General features: G+C 40.6%; 21 protein-coding genes, 1 tRNA gene and 1 pseudogene. 19 read left to right on the plus strand and 4 right to left on the minus strand.

The window, feature by feature from the left end; translation table 11 throughout:
- Nucleotides 1-36 precede the first annotated feature (36 nt).
- The 5 genes from K1X76_03580 (at nt 37) to K1X76_03600 (ending at nt 5,523) form a co-directional block, all read left to right on the plus strand.
- Nucleotides 37-1,332 carry a nucleotide sugar dehydrogenase gene (locus K1X76_03580; GenBank protein ID MBX7148142.1) on the plus strand — a complete coding sequence of 432 codons (1,296 nt, stop codon included), beginning with the start codon at nt 37-39 and terminating at the stop codon, nt 1,330-1,332.
- A 21-nt stretch (nt 1,333-1,353) separates the two neighbouring features.
- The gene (locus tag K1X76_03585) at nt 1,354-2,532 is read left to right on the plus strand and encodes a hypothetical protein (protein MBX7148143.1); all 1,179 of its coding nucleotides are present in this window, start codon (nt 1,354-1,356) and stop codon (nt 2,530-2,532) included.
- 200 nt (nt 2,533-2,732) lie between these two features.
- Entirely contained in the window at nt 2,733-3,683 is a 951-nt protein-coding gene (locus K1X76_03590; GenBank protein MBX7148144.1) for an SLBB domain-containing protein, read from the plus strand.
- Nucleotides 3,683-4,645, plus strand: coding sequence for a bifunctional phosphoglucose/phosphomannose isomerase (locus K1X76_03595; GenBank protein ID MBX7148145.1), 963 nt, complete (start codon nt 3,683-3,685; stop codon nt 4,643-4,645). The genes K1X76_03590 and K1X76_03595 overlap by 1 nt, the downstream gene beginning before the upstream one ends.
- Complete coding sequence (locus tag K1X76_03600; protein ID MBX7148146.1) at nt 4,642-5,523, plus strand: mannose-1-phosphate guanylyltransferase; 882 nt, start codon at nt 4,642-4,644, stop codon at nt 5,521-5,523. Before K1X76_03595 ends, K1X76_03600 begins: the two co-directional genes overlap by 4 nt.
- Nucleotides 5,524-5,527: 4 nt before the next feature.
- On the opposite strand, the gene K1X76_03605 is transcribed toward K1X76_03600, so the two are convergent.
- Nucleotides 5,528-6,037 (minus strand): hypothetical protein, encoded by a 510-nt coding sequence (locus K1X76_03605; protein MBX7148147.1) that lies wholly within the window; start codon nt 6,035-6,037, stop codon nt 5,528-5,530.
- Nucleotides 6,034-7,344, minus strand: a complete 1,311-nt coding sequence (locus tag K1X76_03610; protein ID MBX7148148.1) for a UDP-glucose/GDP-mannose dehydrogenase family protein — start codon at nt 7,342-7,344, stop codon at nt 6,034-6,036. The genes K1X76_03605 and K1X76_03610 overlap by 4 nt, the downstream gene beginning before the upstream one ends.
- 106 nt (nt 7,345-7,450) lie before the next feature.
- On the opposite strand from K1X76_03610, the gene K1X76_03615 reads away from it, so the two are divergent.
- From K1X76_03615 to K1X76_03680, 14 genes are all read left to right on the plus strand, one after another.
- Entirely contained in the window at nt 7,451-9,058 is a 1,608-nt protein-coding gene (locus K1X76_03615) for a ChaN family lipoprotein (GenBank protein ID MBX7148149.1), read from the plus strand.
- Nucleotides 9,055-9,609: a DUF177 domain-containing protein gene (locus tag K1X76_03620; GenBank protein ID MBX7148150.1), complete on the plus strand. Its 555-nt coding sequence runs from the start codon at nt 9,055-9,057 to the stop codon at nt 9,607-9,609. The genes K1X76_03615 and K1X76_03620 overlap by 4 nt, the downstream gene beginning before the upstream one ends.
- A gap of 107 nt (nt 9,610-9,716) precedes the next feature.
- Nucleotides 9,717-9,905, plus strand: a complete 189-nt coding sequence (gene rpmF / locus K1X76_03625) for a 50S ribosomal protein L32 (GenBank protein ID MBX7148151.1) — start codon at nt 9,717-9,719, stop codon at nt 9,903-9,905.
- A 15-nt stretch (nt 9,906-9,920) separates the two neighbouring features.
- Entirely contained in the window at nt 9,921-10,169 is a 249-nt protein-coding gene (gene acpP / locus K1X76_03630) for an acyl carrier protein (GenBank protein ID MBX7148152.1), read from the plus strand.
- 9 nt (nt 10,170-10,178) lie between these two features.
- On the plus strand, nt 10,179-10,616 hold the full coding sequence (gene rpiB / locus K1X76_03635; GenBank protein ID MBX7148153.1) for a ribose 5-phosphate isomerase B: 438 nt from the start codon (nt 10,179-10,181) through the stop codon (nt 10,614-10,616).
- A complete protein-coding gene (locus tag K1X76_03640) occupies nt 10,617-11,858 on the plus strand; it encodes a serine hydroxymethyltransferase (protein ID MBX7148154.1) in 1,242 nt (413 codons plus the stop codon). It begins immediately after the preceding gene.
- Between the two features lie 85 nt (nt 11,859-11,943).
- Nucleotides 11,944-12,396 carry a transcriptional regulator NrdR gene (gene nrdR / locus K1X76_03645; GenBank protein MBX7148155.1) on the plus strand — a complete coding sequence of 151 codons (453 nt, stop codon included), beginning with the start codon at nt 11,944-11,946 and terminating at the stop codon, nt 12,394-12,396.
- Nucleotides 12,397-12,489: 93 nt separating this feature from the next.
- Nucleotides 12,490-13,494 carry a bifunctional diaminohydroxyphosphoribosylaminopyrimidine deaminase/5-amino-6-(5-phosphoribosylamino)uracil reductase RibD gene (ribD, locus tag K1X76_03650; protein MBX7148156.1) on the plus strand — a complete coding sequence of 335 codons (1,005 nt, stop codon included), beginning with the start codon at nt 12,490-12,492 and terminating at the stop codon, nt 13,492-13,494.
- 36 nt (nt 13,495-13,530) lie between these two features.
- Nucleotides 13,531-14,313 (plus strand): hypothetical protein, encoded by a 783-nt coding sequence (locus tag K1X76_03655; protein MBX7148157.1) that lies wholly within the window; start codon nt 13,531-13,533, stop codon nt 14,311-14,313.
- Between the two features lie 18 nt (nt 14,314-14,331).
- Entirely contained in the window at nt 14,332-15,120 is a 789-nt protein-coding gene (locus K1X76_03660; GenBank protein MBX7148158.1) for a 3'(2'),5'-bisphosphate nucleotidase CysQ, read from the plus strand.
- 50 nt (nt 15,121-15,170) lie between these two features.
- Nucleotides 15,171-16,106: an ABC transporter ATP-binding protein gene (locus K1X76_03665; protein MBX7148159.1), complete on the plus strand. Its 936-nt coding sequence runs from the start codon at nt 15,171-15,173 to the stop codon at nt 16,104-16,106.
- A gap of 26 nt (nt 16,107-16,132) precedes the next feature.
- Nucleotides 16,133-18,967 (plus strand): Gldg family protein, encoded by a 2,835-nt coding sequence (locus K1X76_03670; protein ID MBX7148160.1) that lies wholly within the window; start codon nt 16,133-16,135, stop codon nt 18,965-18,967.
- Nucleotides 18,968-19,915, plus strand: coding sequence for a DUF4340 domain-containing protein (locus K1X76_03675; GenBank protein ID MBX7148161.1), 948 nt, complete (start codon nt 18,968-18,970; stop codon nt 19,913-19,915).
- 219 nt (nt 19,916-20,134) lie between these two features.
- Nucleotides 20,135-20,208 (plus strand) — tRNA-Arg (locus tag K1X76_03680).
- On the opposite strand, the gene K1X76_03685 is transcribed toward K1X76_03680, so the two are convergent.
- Together K1X76_03685 and K1X76_03690 are read right to left on the minus strand one after the other, a co-directional pair.
- Complete coding sequence (locus tag K1X76_03685; protein MBX7148162.1) at nt 20,170-21,081, minus strand: recombinase family protein; 912 nt, start codon at nt 21,079-21,081, stop codon at nt 20,170-20,172. The two genes, K1X76_03680 and K1X76_03685, sit on opposite strands and share 39 nt — an antisense overlap.
- 204 nt (nt 21,082-21,285) lie before the next feature.
- Nucleotides 21,286-21,741, minus strand: a pseudogene (locus tag K1X76_03690) (recombinase family protein).
- Between the last annotated feature and the right edge of the window lie 359 nt (nt 21,742-22,100).

A 22,100-nucleotide genomic window follows, 5' to 3' on the forward strand; every position in this document is an offset into this window, starting at 1 on the left:
GGTGTTTTTAATTAAATTTTATCAGAATTCATGACCATGAAAGATAATCAGGAAACCATTGTTGCTGTAGTAGGGCTTGGCTATGTGGGTTTACCTTTAGCTGTTGCTTTTGGGAAATTGGGTAGAGTTATTGGTTTTGATTTGTCAGAAGAAAAAGTAGCTTCCTATAAGAAGTGTGTAGATCCTGCTGATGAGGTAACAGAAAGTGAATTTCGTGACGCTTCTTCTCTGGAGTTTACCGCGGATTCTAAAAAATTAAGTGAGGCTAATGTTTTTATTGTGGCTGTTCCAACTCCCGTTGATGAAGCCTATAAGCCTGATTTTGCTCCACTTGTTTCGGCCAGCCGTTTAATTGGACAAAATATGAGGCAGGGGAGCCTCGTTATTTATGAATCTACGGTTTACCCTGGTGCGACCGAAGAAGTGTGTATTCCTGTTTTAGAAAAAGAATCGGGAATGAAATGGCAGAAAGATTTTCGAGTGGGTTATTCTCCTGAGCGTATTAATCCAGGAGATAAAGAACACGTTTTGTCTAATACCATCAAAATAGTATCGGGTGATAGACCTGAAACTCTGGATGAAGTAGCTCAATTATATAATCGTGTGGTTAAGGCTGGAGTGTTTAAAGCTTCTTCCATTCAGGCTGCTGAAGCGGCAAAAGTTATAGAAAATACACAACGTGATTTGAATATTGCATTAATGAATGAGTTGGCCATTATTTTTAACCGGATGAATATTGATACGATGGAAGTGTTAAAGGCAGCAGGTACAAAATGGAATTTTTTGCCTTTTCGCCCTGGTTTGGTAGGCGGGCACTGTATTGGTGTTGACCCTTATTATTTGACTTACAAAGCGGAAGTAATAGGATACCATCCCCAGGTTATTTTGGCGGGCAGAAGAATTAACGATGGGATGGCTAAGTTTGTGGCCGAAAGTACGGTTAAAGAATTGATTCAATCGGGAAGCGGTGTGAAAGGCGCCAAAGTGAATGTTTTGGGGCTGTCATTTAAGGAGAATTGTCCGGATTTACGTAATTCAAAAGTAGTGGACATGATTCGAGAACTGGAATCTTTTGGGTTGAAAGTAGCTGTGAACGATCCCTTAGTTAGCCCGCAGGAAGCTTTACGGGAATATGAGCTTTCTTTAACGGCTTGGGATAATTTGTCAAAGGCAGAAGTTCTTGTTTTGGCTGTTGCCCATAAAGAATATTTGAAATTTTCATTGGAAGAATTAACGCGTCAGTTGCTACCCAATGGTTGTATTATTGATGTTAAATCTCAGCTTGATGCGGATAAATTGCGTAAAATGGGCTACAGGGTATGGCGCTTATAATCCAGAAGGTAAAATTTTCTTATGTCATCTGAATCAGATAGTGAAATCAATCTCCTAGATGGTCTTAATATAATTTTCCGTTGGAAAATTTTTATAGTTACTTTTGTTTTTCTTGTAACAACAGCATCTATTTTCATATCTCTTCTTTTGCCCAAATATTACAAGGCTGAGGCGACTTTGCTACCAATGGGGGGAGGTGCAGAAGGTGGTGCAGGTATGATGAGTATGATGCTTTCTGCTCAATTTGGTTTGGGTGGAGGATTGGGAGGAAATAGTGCTTCGGCGCAACTTTTACCAATATTAACAAGCAAGATTTTGGCTGTAAAAGTTATTAATAAGTATAACTTTTTGCCTGCAATCTATCCAAATTATTGGGACGAAAAAAACAAAACGTGGAAACCCGAAGCTAAAGATAAAATCAAAGATTACGATAATATTGTTGAAAAGTTTTTTTCGATGCTGACAATTACAGATGATAAGAAAAAGCAAATTATTACTCTGAGGGCGGTTACGCTTGATCCAAAACTTTCTGCAGAACTAGTTAATAGTTACATTTTTGAGTTTCAAAATGAACTTGAACAAAATACTTATACATCGTCCAAAAGAAATCGTATTTTTATAGAGCAGCAACTTCAGGAAATGCAGCGGATGTTTCTTAATGCGGGTAAAGAGTTGTCTTCTTTTTATAATAATGAAACCATTTCCAGTGAGAACCCATTTGTAGATGTGGATGTTACCGCGGGGGGGGGAGAAGATCATGCTAAATCAGAGCAACCTGTTTTTGCTAGCGAGCAGGTTCCTGGTGCTAATGGCCCTCCCATATTGCAAAGTGTCATCAATAATAATCAGTCTTTATACTCAAAGTTAGCCGATGTGAAGAGTGCTAATAATAATCAATTGGCTCATCAAATACCGCAGCAGACGTATTTTCAATATTTAGCGGGCAAGCAAAAGGAAAGTGAGCAAATGCTCATGGTTTTGGCTCAAAAGTATCAAGTTGCAAAAATTGAAGAGGCAAAAGAAGATTTAAACTTTAAAGTTATAGACTGGGCACAGGTTCCGGCGAAAAAGTTTAAACCAGCTAGAAGTAGGATTGTTATTGTCACTTTTATGATGTCAAGCTTCGTTGCCATTTTTCTGGTTTTTTTACTCGAGTATTTAAAAAATAATCGGCAAAAAATAAAAGTATTTGAAAAGTAATAGCAGGGATTAATATGATTAGGGTTATATTCAAAAAGCTGTGTGGTTATAAGGCTATATTAAGTCTTTTTTTTCTTTTCTGTTTAGTATTGCAAAGTACAAGCTCATGGTCTCAGGCGTTGGGCAGAAAAAACCTACAGCAATCATCATTTGGTACGCAAAAAAAACTTGTTGATAGTTTAGGAAGTAATAAAGCCAATATGGCTTTTACGGAGGATGATGCTGTTGCTTTTTCCCCGGTTCCTTTTGGTGGTATGGGTTCTGTCAACTCATTAAGTTATACGGTTCATGTGTTGGGCGAAGTGGCTCGTCCGGGTACCTATAAAATTTTGCCTTCCGATAGGGTAACCGATTTATTGCGTTACGCGGGTAATATTTTGCCTAATGGCAGCCAAAGAAATATTCAGCTTAAAAGACAGAACCAGTCCAGAAAAATAGATATTTATTCTTATAAGTATAATGGTGATCTTAATCAGAATCCGTATCTGGTAGACAATGATGTTGTTTTTGTTCCTTTAAAAAAGGGAGAGTTTGAAATTGAAGGCCCGGTTAATAGGCCTGGTAATTATGAAATTAGTCAGCCTATTTCTCTATCAAAAGCAATTAAAATGGCCGGAGGGTTGGCAACGGGTTATACCAGCACAGATCCTATCCGTATTATCCGTTTTGGCATGGATGGAACTAAAAATGTTATTGAAGTGTCCAGTTCAGACAAAATTGATTACGATTTTAAAGTTCAAAAGGGAGATATTGTTGTTGTTCCTCATATTCTTCTTGTCGGTAAAAAATTTGATTATAACGTCAGCAAAATTCCCGGTGATAATATTTTTTATCCTACCATTAATGATAATGTAAATGTGATTGGTGCCGTGACGGCGCCGGGGGCTTATTCCTTTCAGCCCAGTTTTAAATATTTAGATTATGTAGGTTTGGCCGGCCCTACCCATCAGTCCAGCTTAAAACGGGTTAAGGTGTTGTCGGGTGATGGTAAAAAAAGATTAGTGTCTAATGTGAAAGAAATTAATCCGGGAGATACTATTATTGTTCCTACAAAATCCATTACCGTTACCAATGCACTCACATGGTTCAATACGATTACCAATACTACCCTTACGACTTTGTTGTTGTACGACAGACTTCATAATAATTAATGCTTGATACTATTAAAAATACTTATCAACAGTTCTTGGTGACTTATGAGAACGCTCTTGCTTTGTCGCTCTCTCAAACGAGTATTGGTAAAATAGTTCTTGGAGGTATGGGGGGCTCGGCATTGCCTGCTGATATTTTAAATGATTATTTAGGCGGATCTCCTAATATTGCCATTGTTACCGATTATACTTTGCCCTCTTATGTAAACGCCCAAACATTAGTTTTTTGCTCGTCATTTTCTGGCAATACTGAAGAGACATTACAATTATTGGATGAAGCTCTCAAAAAAAACGCCTCCATTGTTGTGCTGTGCCATGGAGGTAGATTAAAAGAGGTGGCTCTTAGTAAAAAACTTCCTTTTATTCAGATCCCCAGTTGTATTCAGCCCCGTTGTGCTGCTGGATATTTTTTTGCGGCTATTTTAGGCGTATTAGAGCAATTGAAGCTGGTATCTCCTCAAAAAAATAATCTTACTTCTCTCTCCGAATTTTTAAAAAAGGAAGTTGTTCGTCAGGAAGAGGTTGGCCGTGTTTTGGCCAAGCAGTTAAAAAACTTTGTGCCTATTGTTTACGGGGCTTCCAATTTTTATTCAGCTTGTCGTATCACTAAAATTAAATTTAATGAAAATGCCAAAGTGCAGAGTTTTTTCAATACATTTCCTGAGCTAAACCATAATGAGATGGTGGGGTTTACAAAAATGCTCATGAAGACGGCTGTTGTTTATTTTAAAGGACAATGCATGCATCCGCGTATTTACAAACGTATGGATGTGATGAAAAATTTATTATCCGACAAAATGCCTTTTTTTGATGTGGAATTAAAAGGCGATAACCATCTTCAGGAATTGTGGGATGCTATTTTGATTGGTGATTTTACTTCTTATTATCTGGCCAAAGAGTATGGGGTTGATCCCGCCCCGGTTGACATGGTTGAAGAGTTCAAAAAAAATCTCGATAAATGAAATCTGAAAATATCTATGTTGTTATTCTTGCCGGAGGTGAAGGGACTCGTTTTGCCCCATATAGTACCCCCCAGCGGCCTAAGCAGTTTTTAAATATTACCCATCCTCATCGTACCATGATTCAGGAAACCTACGATCGAATTGCCGGCTGGGTTCCTACAGACCATGTTTTTGTTTCCACCAATTTAAAATATTGCGGTCTTGTTGCCGATCAGTTACCCGATATTCCGGCTTCCAATATTATCGGCGAGCCTCTCAAGAAAAATACAGCACCTCCTATTGCATTGATTACAGCCTATTTGCATAGTCTTAACCCGAAAGCTTGTGTTTTATTTTTACCTTCCGATCATTATATCCACCAGCCGCAACTAGCGCGGGATTGTTTTGAAGAAGCTTTAGATCAAAGTGTGGAAAAGAAAAGGATGTTCGTATTTGGGGTGTTGCCTACATTTCCTTCATCCGATTATGGATATATTGAAACAAAGGCGCCTCACGATGTTGTTCGTTTTGTAGAAAAACCCACCGTTGAAAAAGCAGCTTCTTATATAGAGTTAGGTAATTTTTTTTGGAATAGCGGTATTTTTGCATGGGAAGCAGATGTTTTTTTAAAAGAAATTGAAAACCACATGCCCGAAATCAGTTTTTTACTGAAAGATATAAAGCTGGATGGGAAAAAACTAAACCAAGAAAGTATATTGTCTTATTTTACGAAAGCGCCTTCTATTTCTATCGATTATGGATTGATGGAAAAATCAAAAAGAGTGGGCTATGTTCCCTTTAATGTAGGATGGAATGATGTGGGTACATGGAAGGGGCTTAACGAACTGATTAAAAATTTTAAGATTGATATCCCACCGCAGGTAAAACCCTATCTCTAATTCTTTAAGCTACTCTAATCTTCTCAATCTCCGACCAATGCAGCGTTGCTTTTAAATTGTAGTTAATCATATTTAAAAGCACAATCACACGCTCATCGTCCGAGCTTTTCTTTTCAATAATTCCCTCCAAATCGGCCAGCATTCCTTTTTTTACTCTTACCTTTTCCCCTTTTTCTACCGTCATAGGCTGTTCCACATAGCCTTTATCATTCATTTTACTTTTGATAGCATTCACTACTTCATCAGGTACGGCAACTGGCTTATTTTCTGCACACAAGATATGAGAAACGCCACGTGTATATTTAATCAGATGTATGTTTGAAGGATTGGTGAAGTCGATATAGATAAAAAGGTAACCTGGGAAAAGAGGTTTAACGTTTAAGTGCGTAGCGCGCAGTTTATGCTGAACTTGACGGATGCGAGGGAGAAAAGATTTAAAATGTGCACGCGTAAGTAGATTGTGCACATCCAGTTCGCGATGAGATTTGGTTTTAATTACAAACCATTGATTCATGATACTTTTCCAATCCTGTAATAGGATAACCCCACTTCTTTAGTATGAACTTCATTTAATAAATTGCGGCCATCAAAAATGACTTTGTCTTTTAAATTTGCTTTCAAATTATTATAATCGGGGCTTCTAAATTCGTTCCATTCGGTTGCAATTATTAAGGCGTCAGTATCTTTTAATGCTACATAAGCATCAGATGTATATATTAACTTATCGCCATATTGCATTTTTACATTCGCCGTTGCTTCAGGATCGTAGGTTGTAATTATAGATTCTGCATCTAATAGCTGGTCAATTAATGCTAAGGCCGGAGACTCACGGATATCATCCGTTTTGGCTTTAAATGCGAGACCCCAAACAGCAAATTTTTTGCCTTGTAGTTTGTCGCGCCCTCCATAATGTTTTACAATTTTATCAAATAAAACCTTTTTCTGGTTTTCATTAGCCGTCGATGCAGCATGAATAACTTCAAGAGAAACTCCATGCTCCACGGCTGTTCTCTGAATAGCTTTTACATCTTTTGGAAAACACGAACCGCCAAAGCCTATTCCCGGAAATAAAAAAGCCGATCCTATGCGAGGATCGGCGCCTATGCCATGACGAATATCATCTATATTCGCATTAACTTTTTCACACAAATTAGCCATTTCGTTCATAAACGATATACGTGTGGCCAGCATAGCATTAGCCGCATATTTAGTAAGTTCAGAGGAACGGCGGCTCATGAAGATCAGTTTTTCCTTTTGCCGCATGAAAGGGCCATAGAGTTCTTCAAATAAAGGTTTTAAAGATTTATCGTTAAGGCCAATAATAATGCGGTCGGGTTTCATGAAATCGTGAACGGCATCGCCCTCTTTTAAAAATTCGGGATTAGAAAAAACAACATAAGGATGCTTGAGATATTGTTTAAAAATTTCTTCAATTTTATCTCCCGTACCAACAGGTACTGTGCTTTTAGTACCCACAATTATTTTTTTAGTGGATTTTTGGGCTATTTCACGGGCCACGTCTAATACATGGGTTAAGTCAGCCGACCCATCTTCCTGAGGAGGAGTGCCTACCGCTATAAAACATATATCTGAGTCATTAATGCTTTTCCCCAAATCGGTGGTGAAAGAAAGGCGATTTTTTTTATGATTTTCCCTAACAATAGACTCTAAACCTGGCTCAAAAATAGGGATGCTTCCCTTGTTCAAATTATCGATTTTTTTGGGGTCAATATCCACACAGGTGACATTATTGCCAGCCTCCGCCAGGCAGGCGCCCGTTACTAACCCTACATAACCTGTGCCAATGATCGATATTTTCATAGAAGGGCTGCACCATAATGGGGTGTATGAACAAAGTCAAACGCTTTTAAACACAAAACCTAAATTTGTCTTTTAATTACAAGGGCTTTCGTATAAGAATAGGGCTATGAAACTGGCTTCTCCACGGGCAGAATTGCTTAAAATTCAGCAGCAGATTTTTAAACAGAATAAAAGGATGATTGGGAGCCAGGCCATGGCCCAAGATCGGGCCTTTTTGGCTTACGAACGGGCTTATCAAAATGCGGTCAAAAATTACCGTAAAATAGTGCCTGTAGAGGAGGTTGTGGAGGCTATCCGGAAGGCCGATATCATTTTTGTGGGGGATTACCACACGCTCAATCAATCACAGCGTTCTTTTTTACGCGTTTTGCGTTCTTATTTACCCGTTAGTGATGAGTTTGCCATAGCGTTTGAATTGGTTCAGGCACGGTATCAACAATTTTTAGACAAATACATGAAGGGGGCCATAAGCGAACTTACGTTTTTACGAAAAATAGAATTTAAAGAACATTGGTATTTTGATTTATGGAAAAATTTTGAATTTTTGTTTTACTTTGCCAAACAAAATAATATCCCTGTTTTTGGAATTGATCCTGCTCCTAACGAGTATAAGGGGATTGAAAAACGTGACAAACTATCTGCAAAAAATATTTTTGAGATTCACCAAAAAAGTTCAGGACGAAAACTCTTTGTTTTTACCGGAGATTTGCATTTGGCGCCTAACCACTTGCCTAAAGAAGTAAAAGAGATTTTTAATCAGAAAAAAATAAAATTAAAAACTTTAACGCTTTATCAAAATAGCGAGTCTATTTATTGGAAACTTGCCGAGCGTGGATTGGAAGATAAGGCCATGGTGGTGAAAATTTCCAACAACGAATTTTGCCGGATGAATACACCACCTATTATTGCGCAGCAGTCTTATCTTAATTGGTTGGAAAACGAAGGTGAAACACTCGAATATGCAGATTCTAAACAAACCATTTTACAGTATATCGACCGCATTTCATCTTTTCTCAATATTGAAATTGGCAAAGAAAAAGAAGATATTGAAGTTTTTACCTGTGGCGATTTAAGTTTTTTTAAATATTTACGTGGGCAAAAGGGATTTATGCCGCGCGAACTTAAAATTATCCGCAATCAAGTTTTAAGGTCTGAATCGTACACAATACCTTCTAAAAAAATTATTTATTTGGCTAATGTATCTATTAATCATGCTGCCGAAGAAGCTACTCATATGTTGCGCGCTTTGTGTGCTGGGCACGAGAGGCCGCGCGCTACGCAGGATGCGTTTTATGCCAATATATTGCATGAGGCTATGGGCTATTTTGGCAGTAAAATTATTAATCACAAACGCAAATGCCCACGTACGCGCGATTTTAGGCGCATGTTGAGAGAGTATGAATTTCCCAAAAACTCGCTTCCTATGCAGGTGGCTGCTTTGTATATGGAGCACCGTAAAAAAATTAGGAAAGGCGAGTTTTTTCATGCCAATAAAATAAGCCCCATGAGTGCCGACTTATTTTTAGGTTTGTCGCACGCTATTGGTTACTATTTGGGTGAAAAAATGTTTTATGGACTTTTGTATGAAAAAATAAGTAGAGACGAGATGCGCGATTTGTTTTGTGACCCCATGGAAGAAGACGGCGCTCCTTCTCGCGTATATTACGCCTTTCAGGATAAACTTAAAGGTCTTAAACTTCCCATAAAAGTATGATTGTTAAAGTAAGCTCTATTTCTCAAGAAGGTTTGCATCTTGATTTAAATGCTCAAACGCCGTGGATGGTGGATGTTTTAACACAAGCTTTTCCCGTTGAAAAACCTGATCCTCAAACTCTAAAAGGCCACATGGACCTTCAGCGTTTTGATGATCAGGTGCATGTAACGGGCCATGTAGATGTTACTTTAAACCACGCCTGTGATCGATGTTTGGAGCCCATGAGTTATTCTTTGGCAACCGACATTACCATGGATTTAACGCCAGCTTCTCAGGTGAGCAATACCATTGGTGACGAAGAGTTGGAGCTTACCGAGCAAGATTTGGAATTTTCTTTTTATAATAACGATGAGTTTGATTTGTCTGAAATTGTGCGTGATCAGATGGTTTTGTCGTTACCACAAGCTTTTATATGTAAGGAAAGTTGCAAAGGATTGTGCTCTCAGTGTGGTGTTAATCTTAATCAAAAAAGCTGTACCTGTGATCAAAATCTAAACCCGGTTAGTCCTTGGGCGGCCCTTAAAGGATTTAAACCGAAAACACAGCAATAAAGCCTTAAAATTACTAAGAAAATTGGGTTTTTATCTTTTCTTGACAGCCTATTATTACTCTAGTATGCATGCCCTTCGTTTTTGACATTTATTTTCTCGAGGTATTTATGGCTGTTCCAAAACACAAAGTTTCCAAATCGTGCCGTAACATGAGACGTTCGCACCTGCGTGCTAAAGCCCGTACTGAGGCTCCCTCCAAGTGCCCTCGTTGTCAGGAAGCAAAACTTCCTCATCGTGTGTGTATTCATTGCGGTTTTTACAAAGATATGGAAGTTATCAAGCTGGATAAATTTTAGTTTTTTAAATCCATCATGAGCAAACGTTCAACCACTGTTGAAAGTAAAATTAAAGAAATCATCGCCGAGCAGCTGGGTCTGCGCGAGGATGAAATTTTAAGCCAGGCCAATTTTGTTGAAGATTTGGGCGCCGATTCGCTTGATATTGTAGAGCTCATCATGGCCATGGAAGAAGAATTTGAAATGGAAATTCCGGACGATGATGCCGAAAAGATGCTCACCGTTCAAAATGCCATTGATTACGTTCAATCCAAAGTTCAATAGGGAACAAGAATGAAAATAGCCATCGCTTCCGATCACGGCGGTTTATCCCTTAAAAAAGAAATTTTAAATTATCTCTCTACACTTTCACACACAGTTCAGGATTTTGGATGTTTTACAGATGATTCTGTTGATTATCCCGATTATGCAAAGCCGGTAGCGATGGGGGTAGCCAAAGGTGAATTTGATCGTGGTATTTTAGTGTGTGGTACGGGAGTGGGTATTTCCATTGCGGCTAATAAAGTAAAAGGGATTCGCGCTGCCTCTGTGTTTGATACAGAAACCGCCAAGCTAACGCGCGAGCATAACAATTTAAATGTTTTGTGTTTGGGCGGGCGCATCTTAAGTGTGGAGCTTGCAAAAGAAATTGTAAAAATATTTTTAGAAACACCTTTTGCTGGTGGGCGGCATGAAGGGCGTTTAAAAAAGATTGCGGAGATGGAGAAATAAATGAACAAACAAACTTTAAAAGATTTTGATCCGGAATTAAACGATGCCATCCAGCACGAAATTGACCGCCAGGAATATAAACTGGAAATGATTGCTTCCGAAAACTTTGTTTCTAAAGCCGTGATGGAAGCACAAGGTTCGGTGCTTACCAATAAGTATGCCGAAGGTTATCCTCATAAACGCTATTACGGTGGTTGTGATTATGTAGATGTGGCCGAAGATTTAGCCATTAACCGTGCCAAAGAGTTGTTTGGTGCCGAGCATGCTAATGTGCAACCGCACAGCGGTTCGCAGGCCAACATGGCCGTGTATTTAGCCGCTTGTAAAGTGGGCGATACGGTGATGGGGCAAAATTTATCGGAAGGCGGGCATTTAACGCACGGTTCTCCTGTAAATTTTTCGGGCCAGCTTTATAAAATTGTTCCTTACGGATTAAACCACGATACTGGCCGTCTCGATTACGACCAAGTGCGTGATTTAGCCAAAAAGAACAAGCCCGCCATGATTGTGTGTGGTGCATCGGCTTATCCTCGGGATATTAATTTTAAACTTTTTAAAGAAATTGCCGATGAAGTGGGCGCCAAACTTTTTGCCGATATTGCGCATCCTGCAGGCCTGGTAGCTGCTGGTTTGCATTCCAATCCTTTTCCTCATTGTGATTTTGTAACGTCTACCACACACAAAACGCTGCGCGGCCCTCGTGGTGGGCTTATTATGTGCAAACAGCAGTATGCTTTAGATATTAATAAAAAGATTTTTCCCGGAATCCAGGGCGGGCCTCTCATGCATGTGATTGCAGCCAAAGCGGTTGCGTTTAAAGAAGCCCTGCAGCCCAATTTTAAAGTATATGCCGCTCAGGTGATTAAAAATGCTCAGGCTTTAGCTAAAGTATTTTTGGAAAAAGGTTTTAACTTGGTGAGTGGTGGAACCGATAATCATCTTATTTTAGTGGATCTCACCAATAAAAATATTTCGGGCAAAGACGGTGAAGAAGCTTTGGGCCGTGCGGGTATTACTGTTAATAAAAACACGGTGCCTAAAGAAAGCCGTTCGCCTTTTGTAACTAGCGGTATTAGAGTAGGAACCCCAGCTTTAACCACCAAAGGTTTTAAAGAAGAAGAAATGACGCTTGTAGCTACCTGGATGACGGAAGTACTCTCCGATGTGGGCAATGAGGCTTTACAGGCTAAGGTGAAAGCTCAGGTGATTGAGCTGTCGAAGAAATTTCCTATGTATCGTTAATAGTGGATGGTGGATAGTGGGTGGTTGATGGAAAGAAAATTGTTTTTGTACTATTCACCATCCACTATTCACCATCCACCTCTTCATGAAATGTCCTTTCTGTACTCATTCCGAAAGTAAAGTAATCGATTCGCGCGAGTCGGGTGAGGGTGATTTAATTCGCCGCCGTCGCGAGTGTGAAGCTTGCCAAAAAAGATTTACCACCTACGAACGTATTGAAGAAATGCTGCCCATGGTGGTTAAAAAGGACGGCCGCCGCGAACCATTTGACCGCCTTAAAATTATTGGAGGCCTCAAAAAAGCCTGCGAAAAACGTCCCGTCTCTATTGAAACTATCGAACAAATTGTTTCTAAAATTGAAACCGAACTGCAGGATAAGGCCGAAAAAGAAGTGGCCTCGCATATTATTGGCCAAATGATTATGCGTGAGTTGCACGCAGTAGACCCTGTAGCTTATGTGCGCTTTGCCTCAGTGTATCGTTCGTTTAAAGATGTGAACCAGTTTATGGATGAGTTGCAGGGACTTTTGAAGAAGTAACCCCCTCCCGTCCTCCCCCTTAGTTTAAGTGGGAGGGGCCTAAGAAAGTACCCTCCCTTAAATTAAGGGAGGGACAGGGTGGGTTACAATTTTATGTATGATGATTTTTACATGGAACGCTGTTTAGAACTCGCTGCTCTTGGTCGTGGTTTGGTTTCTCCCAACCCACTGGTAGGGGCTGTGATTGTACGCGATAACAAAATTATCGCCGAAGGGTATCACGAAAAATTTGGTGGCCCTCATGCCGAAATTAATGCGCTCCGCAAACTTAATTTTGATGCCCGTGGTGCCACACTTTACGTAAATTTGGAACCCTGTTTCCATTTTGGCAAAACTCCTCCGTGTGTGGACGCCGTGATTAACTCTGGTGTGAAGCGCGTGGTTATTGGCATGGCCGATCCCAATACTAAAACGCACCACAAATCTATCCGCAAATTAAAGAAAAACGGGATTCAAGTAACTGTTGGTGTTCTTCAAGATAAATGCGCTTTTTTAAATCGTTTTTTTACCACATTCATCACCAAAAAAAGACCACATGTTATTTTAAAGGCGGCAGTCACGCTCAATTTTAAAATGGCGCCTTTTAACAGCCAAAAAATATGGCTGACGGGCCATGAAGCCGTGTGCGATGTTCACGCGCTGCGTAGTACGGTGGATGCTGTATTGGTGGGAGCGGGCACAGTTATTGCCGATGACCCCCAGCTTAATGTGCGTTACGGATCAGATCTCATCCAGCCTACGCGTGTTATTTTACAAGGAAAGCGTTCTCTTTCACCGCAATCTCGTATTTTTACCACCCCCGGTGGAGAAGTATTGACCTATTCGTCAAAGAATCTTAAATCTGTGTTGGATGATTTGGGCCAAAAAGGAAAGATGAGTGTGTTAGTGGAAGGTGGCCCAACGGTAATGAAAAGTTTTTTAAAAGAAAAGTTGGTGGATGAAGTGCTTTATTATGTGGCCCCTACAATGCTGGAAAAAAAGGATAAATCTTTTGTGGAGCCGTATAGGCTATTAAAAGAATTACCCGCATTAAAGTTGAATGATGTCCAAATATTAGGGGGCGATTTGCGGCTTCATTATTCACGCAACCTTTTATGATTTTTGCCGATAATTAATAAGGAGAGGATGGTAGGTATGAAAAAATTACATAAGTTATTGATTTTACTAGTTTTTATTGCTTTTAATGCCTGTGGTGGCTCTTCGGGTGGGGGTAGCTCGAATGACGATGGTACCGGTCCTACTCTGGATGTTACTACTTTGGGGACAAAGCGTACTCTTTCTTTTACTTTTTCAACCGATTTAACCGATCCAGATACAGCAGAAGTTCATTCGTATGATGGCGTTCAAACTTTACAAGTTCCAATTTACTTCAAAGCTAATCCCACAGGTACTGGCGGCACAGCCAGTGTGGCTGCTCAAGATTTCCCCAAAATGATTGTGCGTATTTGTCGTGACGATGTAACGGATACCGATTGCCAGTCATATTTACCGGAAGATGATTTGGGTACCATTAAAATGGTAGATTTAGTGATTGATTCGTGCGGCAGTAGTTCTGATAGTAAATGTGGTGTGAAGGATACTTCGGTTTATGTGGGTCCTGTTACCAAAGCTGGTGATATGACCATTAATGCGGTCAACATGCGTGTTCGTGCTTTTGTGATTGGTGAAGATGATGCTGATGCCGTTGACGGTTATACTGCAAAAGACACCGATTCAGGACTTTTTTCAGGTCGTATTCCGGCACAAATTACAACGGGTACAGTTAAAGGAATTTCCGGTTCTAAAATTAGCGGAAATGCTATCAAAATGATTTCGGTTGGTGTGATTCCTGGTACTTTTCCTGAAATGGCCGGTTTTAGCTATACGGCAACTATTGAAGGCACTTTCGACCAAGATCCGCTGGCTTTGATCCCGTAATTTTGTTATTCCTGATTCATGCCCTATAGTCGCGAACTTGCTCTAGCTATTCAGGCTGCCAAAGCAGCCGGAGATATTATCAATCAATACTATCGTGCCGAATACACTGTAGAGCACAAAGGGGCCGACCAACCTGTTACCATTGCCGATCGTGAGGCTGATGCGGCTATTAAAACACTACTCCTCAAAACTTTTCCTGATGACGGTTGGCTTTCGGAAGAAACCAAAGATACTTCTGATCGTTTGTCTAAAAACCGCGTGTGGATTGTAGATCCCTTAGACGGGACCAAAGAGTTTATTGCCAAAATCCCCGAATTTGCTGTGTCGATTGGCTTGGTGGTGAATCACAAGCCCGTTGTAGGCGTGGTGTATAACCCGGCTACGGGTGAAATGTTTGCGGCTGAACAAGGGAAGGGCGCTACCTGCAATGGAAAAGCTATCTCTGTGAGTGCTTGTTCTGTTTTAGATCAAAAAACTAAAATTTTAGCGAGCCGTTCTGAAACCAAGCGTGGCGAATGGAAACAATACGAAAATCAATTTAGCGTTATTGAAACCGGAGGCATGGCGCACAAAATGGTAACGGTTGCCTGTGGCCGTGCCGATGGCAGTTTTAGTTTAAATCCCAAAAGCGAATGGGATTTTTGCGGGGGCGAAGTAATTTTAAAAGAAGCCGGCGGAAAAATTTGCCGTTTGGATGGCTCGGATTTTACCTATAACAATTCTAATCCGGTTGTAGATGGTATTGTGCATGCAAACCAAAATCTTTTTGAAGAAATAAAAAAATTAATAAAAATTAATCACACCTGATTTTCAAACTCCTTGCCAAAGTTTTCAAAAAATTATACTTCCGCATCTCGATGATTAAGGCCTCAAACCTCACCCGTCATTATGGAGATTTTGTTGCTGCCGACAAAATTTCTTTTGAAATTCCAAAAGGGCAAATTGTGGGGTTGCTTGGCCACAATGGTGCCGGAAAAACAACCACTATTAAAATGCTGACAGGGTTTTTAGAGCCCACCTACGGAACAGTAGATATTGACGGGCTTGATATTGACAATTTTCGTTTAGACATCCAAAAAAAGATTGGCTACTTGCCCGAAAACTCTCCCACCTATCCCGATATGACGGTGGTGGAGTACTTATACATGGTGTGTGAATTGCGCGGCATGAGCCCGCATTTACGCCAAAAAGCTATTGAAGAAGCTATTAGTAAAACGGCATTAGGTTTAAAGGCTCACGAAAAAATTTCTACACTTTCAAAAGGATTAAAACAGCGCGTGGGGGTGGCCCAAGCCATTGTGCATAAGCCGCAAATTTTAATTTTGGACGAACCCACCAGCGGACTTGACCCCACGCAAATTTTTGAAATGCGCAAGCTCATTAAAGATTTGTCCAAAGACTCCACTATTTTATTATCCACTCACATCTTGCAGGAAGTAGAAGCCATTTGTGACCGTGTGATCATGATTTTTAGAGGTAAACTGGTTAAAGACGCTCTGTTATGGGAATTAACCGGTGCGTCTCAATTGCTAGTAACCATCAACCAAAAACCAGAAGTGGCCAAAGCGGTTTTGGCAAAAGCCAGTGGGATTATTGACGTGAGTTTTGTAAAGGAAGAGGGCGCTCATTACACGTATCGCCTTAAAACGCGCGATAATATGATGGATGCGGCCAGCGATGTGGCAAGTTTAGTATATGATAAAGAATGGAAACTTTTTGAATTAAAGCGCGAAGTAAAAAACTTGGAAACAGTTTTTTCGGAAATGATGGCTCTTTCGGGAGGTGCGGCTTGAGCCTTAAAAAGCAAAATATTTTAGCTATGGCTAAAAAAGAGCTGCAGAGCTTTTTTTCATCGCCCATGGCCTACATTTTTTTAGGCGTGTTTTTGTTTGTATTGTATTTTGTGTTTTTTTGGGTGGAAGGTTTTTTTGTGCGCAATATTGCCGATGTGCGTCCCTTGTTTGATTGGATGCCCATTTTGCTCATCTTTCTTGTTTCGGCCCTCACCATGCGTTTGTGGAGCGAAGAACGCCGCATGGGAACCATTGAATTTTTATTTACGCTTCCTGTTCCCATCAGTGATTTAGTGGTGGGAAAATTTTTAGCCTGTCTGGTTTTAGTGTGTCTTGCTTTGCTGGCTACCCTGGGACTGCCGCTTACCGTTAGTTTTTTAGGTTTGTTCGATTGGGGTCCTGTTCTGGGTTCCTATTTGGCTACTCTTTTGCTTGCATCCAGTTATATTGCTATTGGTCTTTATATTAGTTCTAAAAACGAAAGTCAGATTATCAGTCTTATTCTTACGGTAATGGTTTGCGGACTATTTTATTTGGTGGGGTCGTCTCTTATTGGCGGTTTTTTTGGCCATGGCCTTTATGAGTTTTTTAAACTACTGGGTTCGGGGTCACGTTTTGAATCTATCCAACGTGGGGTTATTGATATCCGCGATTTGTATTATTACATCAGTATCACCGTTTTCTTTTTATGCTTTACTGTTTTTTCTCTCGAAAAATTTAAGTGGTCGGGTGAAAAACAAAAGCATCGTACAGTAAAAACTATTTTTATTTTATTAGGTCTTAATTTGTTACTGGCCCATGTATGGTTGTATGGAGTTAAGAGTGCTCGTGTTGATCTTACGTCTCACAATGTATATACCTTGTCTTCTTCCACTAAAAATATTCTTAAACAATTGCGCGAGCCGTTATTAATTCGTGGTTATTTTAGTGCCAAATCACATCCGTTATTAGCTCCTTTAGTGCCACAAATTAGAGATACGCTAGAAGAATACCAAGTGGCCGGAGGCGGAAAAGTGCGGGCCGAATTTATAGATCCTCGTAATAATGAAGAGCTGGAGGCCGAAGCTAATCAAAAATATGGCATTCGTCCGGTGCCGTTCCGTTTTTCGGATAGATATCAGGCCGAGCTGGTAAATTCGTATTTTAACATTCTTATTCAATACGGCGATCAGTTTGAAGTGCTTAATTTTGACGAATTAATAGAGGTAAAACAAAAAGGTCAGGCCGACTTAGACGTGCGGCTTAAAAATTTGGAATATGATATCACCCGCAATATTAAAAAAGTGATGTATGGTTTTAATAACACGGGCATGATGTTTAGCCGGCTTAAAACGCCACTTCATTTTATAGGGTATGTAACTGAAAAAAATATGCCCCAAGAGCTGGCCGCTTTTAAAGATACTGTTAACACCATAGTGGCCGATTATCAAAAAATGGCGGGCGATAAATTAACGGTAGAATATCAAGACCCCTCGGCTAATCCTTCTCTCGCCAAAGAAATTGACGAAAAATACGGCTTTAAGCCCATGGCCTTAAGCTTGGCCGACCAAAATACTTTTTATTTTTATATGATTATTACCGACGGCAACACCGTGGTATCTATCCAGTTGCCCGAAGGATTAAAGCAGGAGGAGTTAAAAAATAGTTTTGACGCAGCCTTTAAACGTTTTTCCCCCGGCTTTTTAAAAACTGTTGGACTCGTTGAACCTCCAGCACCAACACCCACTAATCCTAATATGCCCTTTGTACCCGGCAAGTTTCAAATGCTGGATCAGCTGCTCAATCAAAATTTTACGGTAAATGTCGTTGATTTAAAAAAGGGCTATGTGGATGAAACGGTAGATGTGCTCTTGGTTGTGTCACCTACCGATTTATCAGAACGTGAACTATTTGCCATCGATCAGTTTTTAATGCGCGGTGGTTCGGTAATTTTAGCCACATCACCCTATACTATTACACAAGAACAACAATTTGGCATTACGGCGTCTAAGATAGATTCGGGTTTAACAGGGTGGCTGGCTTCTTATGGTATTACTATTCCCGAAACTTTGGTGCTGGATGCCCAAAATGCATCGTTCCCGGTAGCAATTAACCGCCAGGTAAGCGGGTTTACCGTGCGAGAAATTCAAATGGTTAATTATCCATATTCGGTGGATATTCGACAAAATGCCATGAATGAAAAAAGTGGTATTTTATCGGGGATGCCGCAACTTACTTTTTATTGGGCCTCGCCGCTTAATATTGATGCCGATAAAAATAAAGAACGTAAAATCACCAATTTATTTTACAGCTCGGATGATTCCTGGACGTCAGACGATACAGGCATGGAACCCAATTTTGAGCTGTATCCTACCTACGGTTTTGACAAAGCCGAGAAAACGGAGAAACAATTATTAGGTGCTGTGGTAGAAGGGGAGTTTGAATCTTATTTTAAAGATAAAGCAATTCCTTTGGAGTCGGACCAGTCTGAAGTGTCGGACTCGTCTGACAAGAAGCAGAAAAAGATTTTTAGTAAAATTGATCATTCGCCCAAATCGGCACGCCTTATTGTGTATTCTTCCAATGAATTTTTAAGTGATCAGTCGCTTCAATTGGCCCGTGCCGGAGGCAATAATGAATTTATGAATAATTTGCAGTTGGCCGATAACACACTTAATTGGGCTACCGAAGATGAAGCGTTGCTGGGTATTAATAAAGGTGGGCAATTTTCTACCACCATGATTCCGTTATCGGAAACCAAAAAAATGCTCATTGAGTATGGTAATTACATGCTGGCTTTGTTGGGTATTGGTTTAATTTATGTGGGGTATCACTTATGGGCTAAAAAGCGCGCCCATGTGTTTAGTGTTTATAAATTTTAGATGAATAAATGGATTAAAATATTAAGTGGTGTGGTTTTTCTGCAATTGGGGCTTATTGCCCTGGTATATTTTTTTACGCCCAATATGGGCGAGTATACTTCGGGTAAAAAACTACTCAGCTTTAAACCGGAGAGCATTGTTAAAGTTTCTATTTTGTCGCACGGCGGAGGTTATTTAGAAGTAGTGAAGGGGGCTTTGGGCTGGAGTATGCCTAAAGATTTTGATGCGCCTGTTTCTAACGTGCGTATGGAAGAGTTTTTAAATAAGCTAACGAGTGTAACTCAAACGTGGCCTGCAGCCAGTACGCTAGAAGCGGCGGATGGCCTTAAAACATCGCTTGATAAGGCCGAACGGGTTATTACTTTAAACGACGGTAAAAACGACGTAAAACTTATTTTGGGTGATTCTCCTGGAATAAAAAAACGTTATGCTCGTGTGGATGGCGATAGCACAACTTATCCCATTGAATTTGAATTAAGTGAGACCTCGGTGAATCCTAAAGATTGGATTGATTGGGAAACATTTAGTGTGAATGCGCAAGATGTGGCGCAAATTCAGTACAAAGATATTACTGTAAAAAAAGAGGGTGATGTTTTTACTATTCCCAATTTGGCGGATGATGAAGAAGTGAATCAGTTAGTATTAGATAGTTTTGTAAAAAGTTTACTGCATGTGAATATGGAAGATTTGTTGGCTAATACCGATAAGCCTTCGTATGCCTGGGATAATCCTTATGTAAGCTGGAAGGTAACGTTAACAAGTGGTGATGTGATTGATTTTACAATTTCTCCAATACAGCCCGAAAACGCGCATGTTCTTAAAATTTCCAAATTTCCGGGTAAGTTTATACGCGTATCGCCGCAAACGGCCGATAAGCTTAAAACTTATAATTTGGAAAATTTAGTGCAGAAGAAAGTTCCTCCGGCTGACGCTCCTGTTTTGCCGTAATTTTTTAAATTAATCATAAAATTCACAGGTTTGTTAATGGTTGCGGCTGGCTTGGTTTTGCTGTAGATAAGGAGGGGATTGTTTATATATGCGCCCGCCCCACGATGGAAGGTTATGGGGCTGTTACTCAATCTGTTATATGCACCCGTCCTTGAACTTTGTTCAAGGACGGGCGCCTGTAACAGAAGCGGTTATCTATGATAACCGTTTCAGTAACAGGCGCCCGTAGCTCATCTGGATAGAGCACAAGCCTTCTAAGCTTGGGGTAACAGGTTCGAGTCCTGTCGGGCGCACTTTTTAGTAATTGGTCCACGTTTTTCAAAAAAATTCGCGGCTTGCGCCGCTTCTGGTTGCGAAAAATAATTGTCGGAAAGAGGCCCCAAACTCTTGAAAATAAAAGAATTGCCGCCCAAAAAAGACCACGGCCTTTTGTATTCAAAAGTAAGCTGTCTGCCACCCAAAAGAAAGTTCGAGCCGATTTTTTTTAAGAATTCCTTCTGCGATTTAAAATCGCCCCCTTCCGCCAGCTGACCCGCATTCTGTGCGGCTTCTACGAAGACGCCGCAAGGTTCGAGCCAACTTAATGGCCCTTGCGTACTTAACCGCGTTAACTCCTCATCTAAACCTATTTTAACCTGCAACAAAGTTTCCTTTTTGGCCATGAACTCGGTTTGATCAATAATACGCTCCAGGTGGGCATCCAAAAGACGCTCAAGCTTAGACTGAACTTCCTTTCGTTCGGCCATAAGTTTGCCTTTCCGGGCGGCTATAAATTGTTGTGAAGACTCTTTTTCATTATTCATTTCGGATTTTATAAACTCATAGTAGCCGCCCGGTAAGGCCACGTCCTGAATGGCCTGCTGGATTTGAGCGGCTAAAACTTCTTCCCGAATATAACGCTCCGAACATGGCCCTTTCTTTTTGGTGCAACGGTAATAATGATGACCTTTTTGAATTTCCGCCGTAATAGCACCCCCACAGGAGGCGCAGGTGGCCAGCTCAAGGAAGGGGAAAATATACTTTTTATGTTTATAGTTTTTGCCCTTTTTATTGATGACCGCCTGAACCAGCTCAAAAAGAGATTTGGACACCAGCGGGGTATGGATACCCTGAGAACATTCTTCCTTGAAGCGAATGAGCCCATAATAAAAAGAGTTCTGCAAAATACTGTAAATCATACCCAAACATAATTTTTTACCCGAGCGACTGGATAGGCCCCATTTGAAGGCTAAATGGTGAAGGTCATACAAAGTATGGTTACCGGTAGCGTAAGCTTCAAAAAGTTTTGTAATGAGTGGTCCTTTAATAGGGTCTACTTTGGGATAGGAATTACGGCCACCGGCTACATAGCCCAGTGGAGGCCCGAAGGGCCACTCGCCGCGCCTAAGCTTTTGACGCTGACCTCGTTTGATATTCTCGGCGAGATTATCAACATAATATTTAGATTGCCCAAACGCGATGCTCAGCATGAATTTACCTTGAGGCGTAGCTTCAAACCAGAATGTGGGAAACTTGAGAGCTTTAAGATGCCCGGTATCAATAAGATAAATAACTCGCCCGCCATCCAGTGAATTACGCGCTAGCCTATCAGGATGCCAGCAGAGGATGCCATCGGCTTCCCCCTGTTCGATGCGGGTGAGCATTTCATTAAAAATAGGACGACCAGGAACTTTAGCGGTCATGGATTCGGTGAATTCATGGACGATATGAAGTTTCTCGCGTTCGGCAAAAAGGCGCGCTTCAATCGATTGGGATTCAATGGAGCGAACTTGTTTTTCCTCGGTGTCGGTGGACTTTCGGGTGTAGAGAAAATATTTGTGGGCCATGGAAAGTGTCTCCTTATGCTTTTACATAAGCATAAGGAGCGTTCACTTTGAAATATTTTTTTGAGTTTTTACGTCTGATAGCAGAAGGAATTCTCACTAGTGGTTTCATCATTAATCAAGTGGAGACCCCTAGTGCTAGGGTCTCTCGCTGAGAAACCCTAGCGGGTTTGTCTTTTTAATTTTGAGACCACTTGTAAAAAAAATAGGCTGATGGATTTGCCCTACGGGCGAAGACATATAAAAAATTGTGGGACCTGCTGAGTAGCTGAACAAGCGCGGCTGGACCCGTGATTTTTTAACGAACTTTCTTTTGGGGGGCTGACAGCTTAGGGCTTTTTTGGGCGGCAATTCTTTTATTT

Source organism: bacterium (genome assembly GCA_019695305.1).
GTDB lineage: Bacteria > UBA10199 > UBA10199 > UBA10199 > JAIBAG01 > JAIBAG01.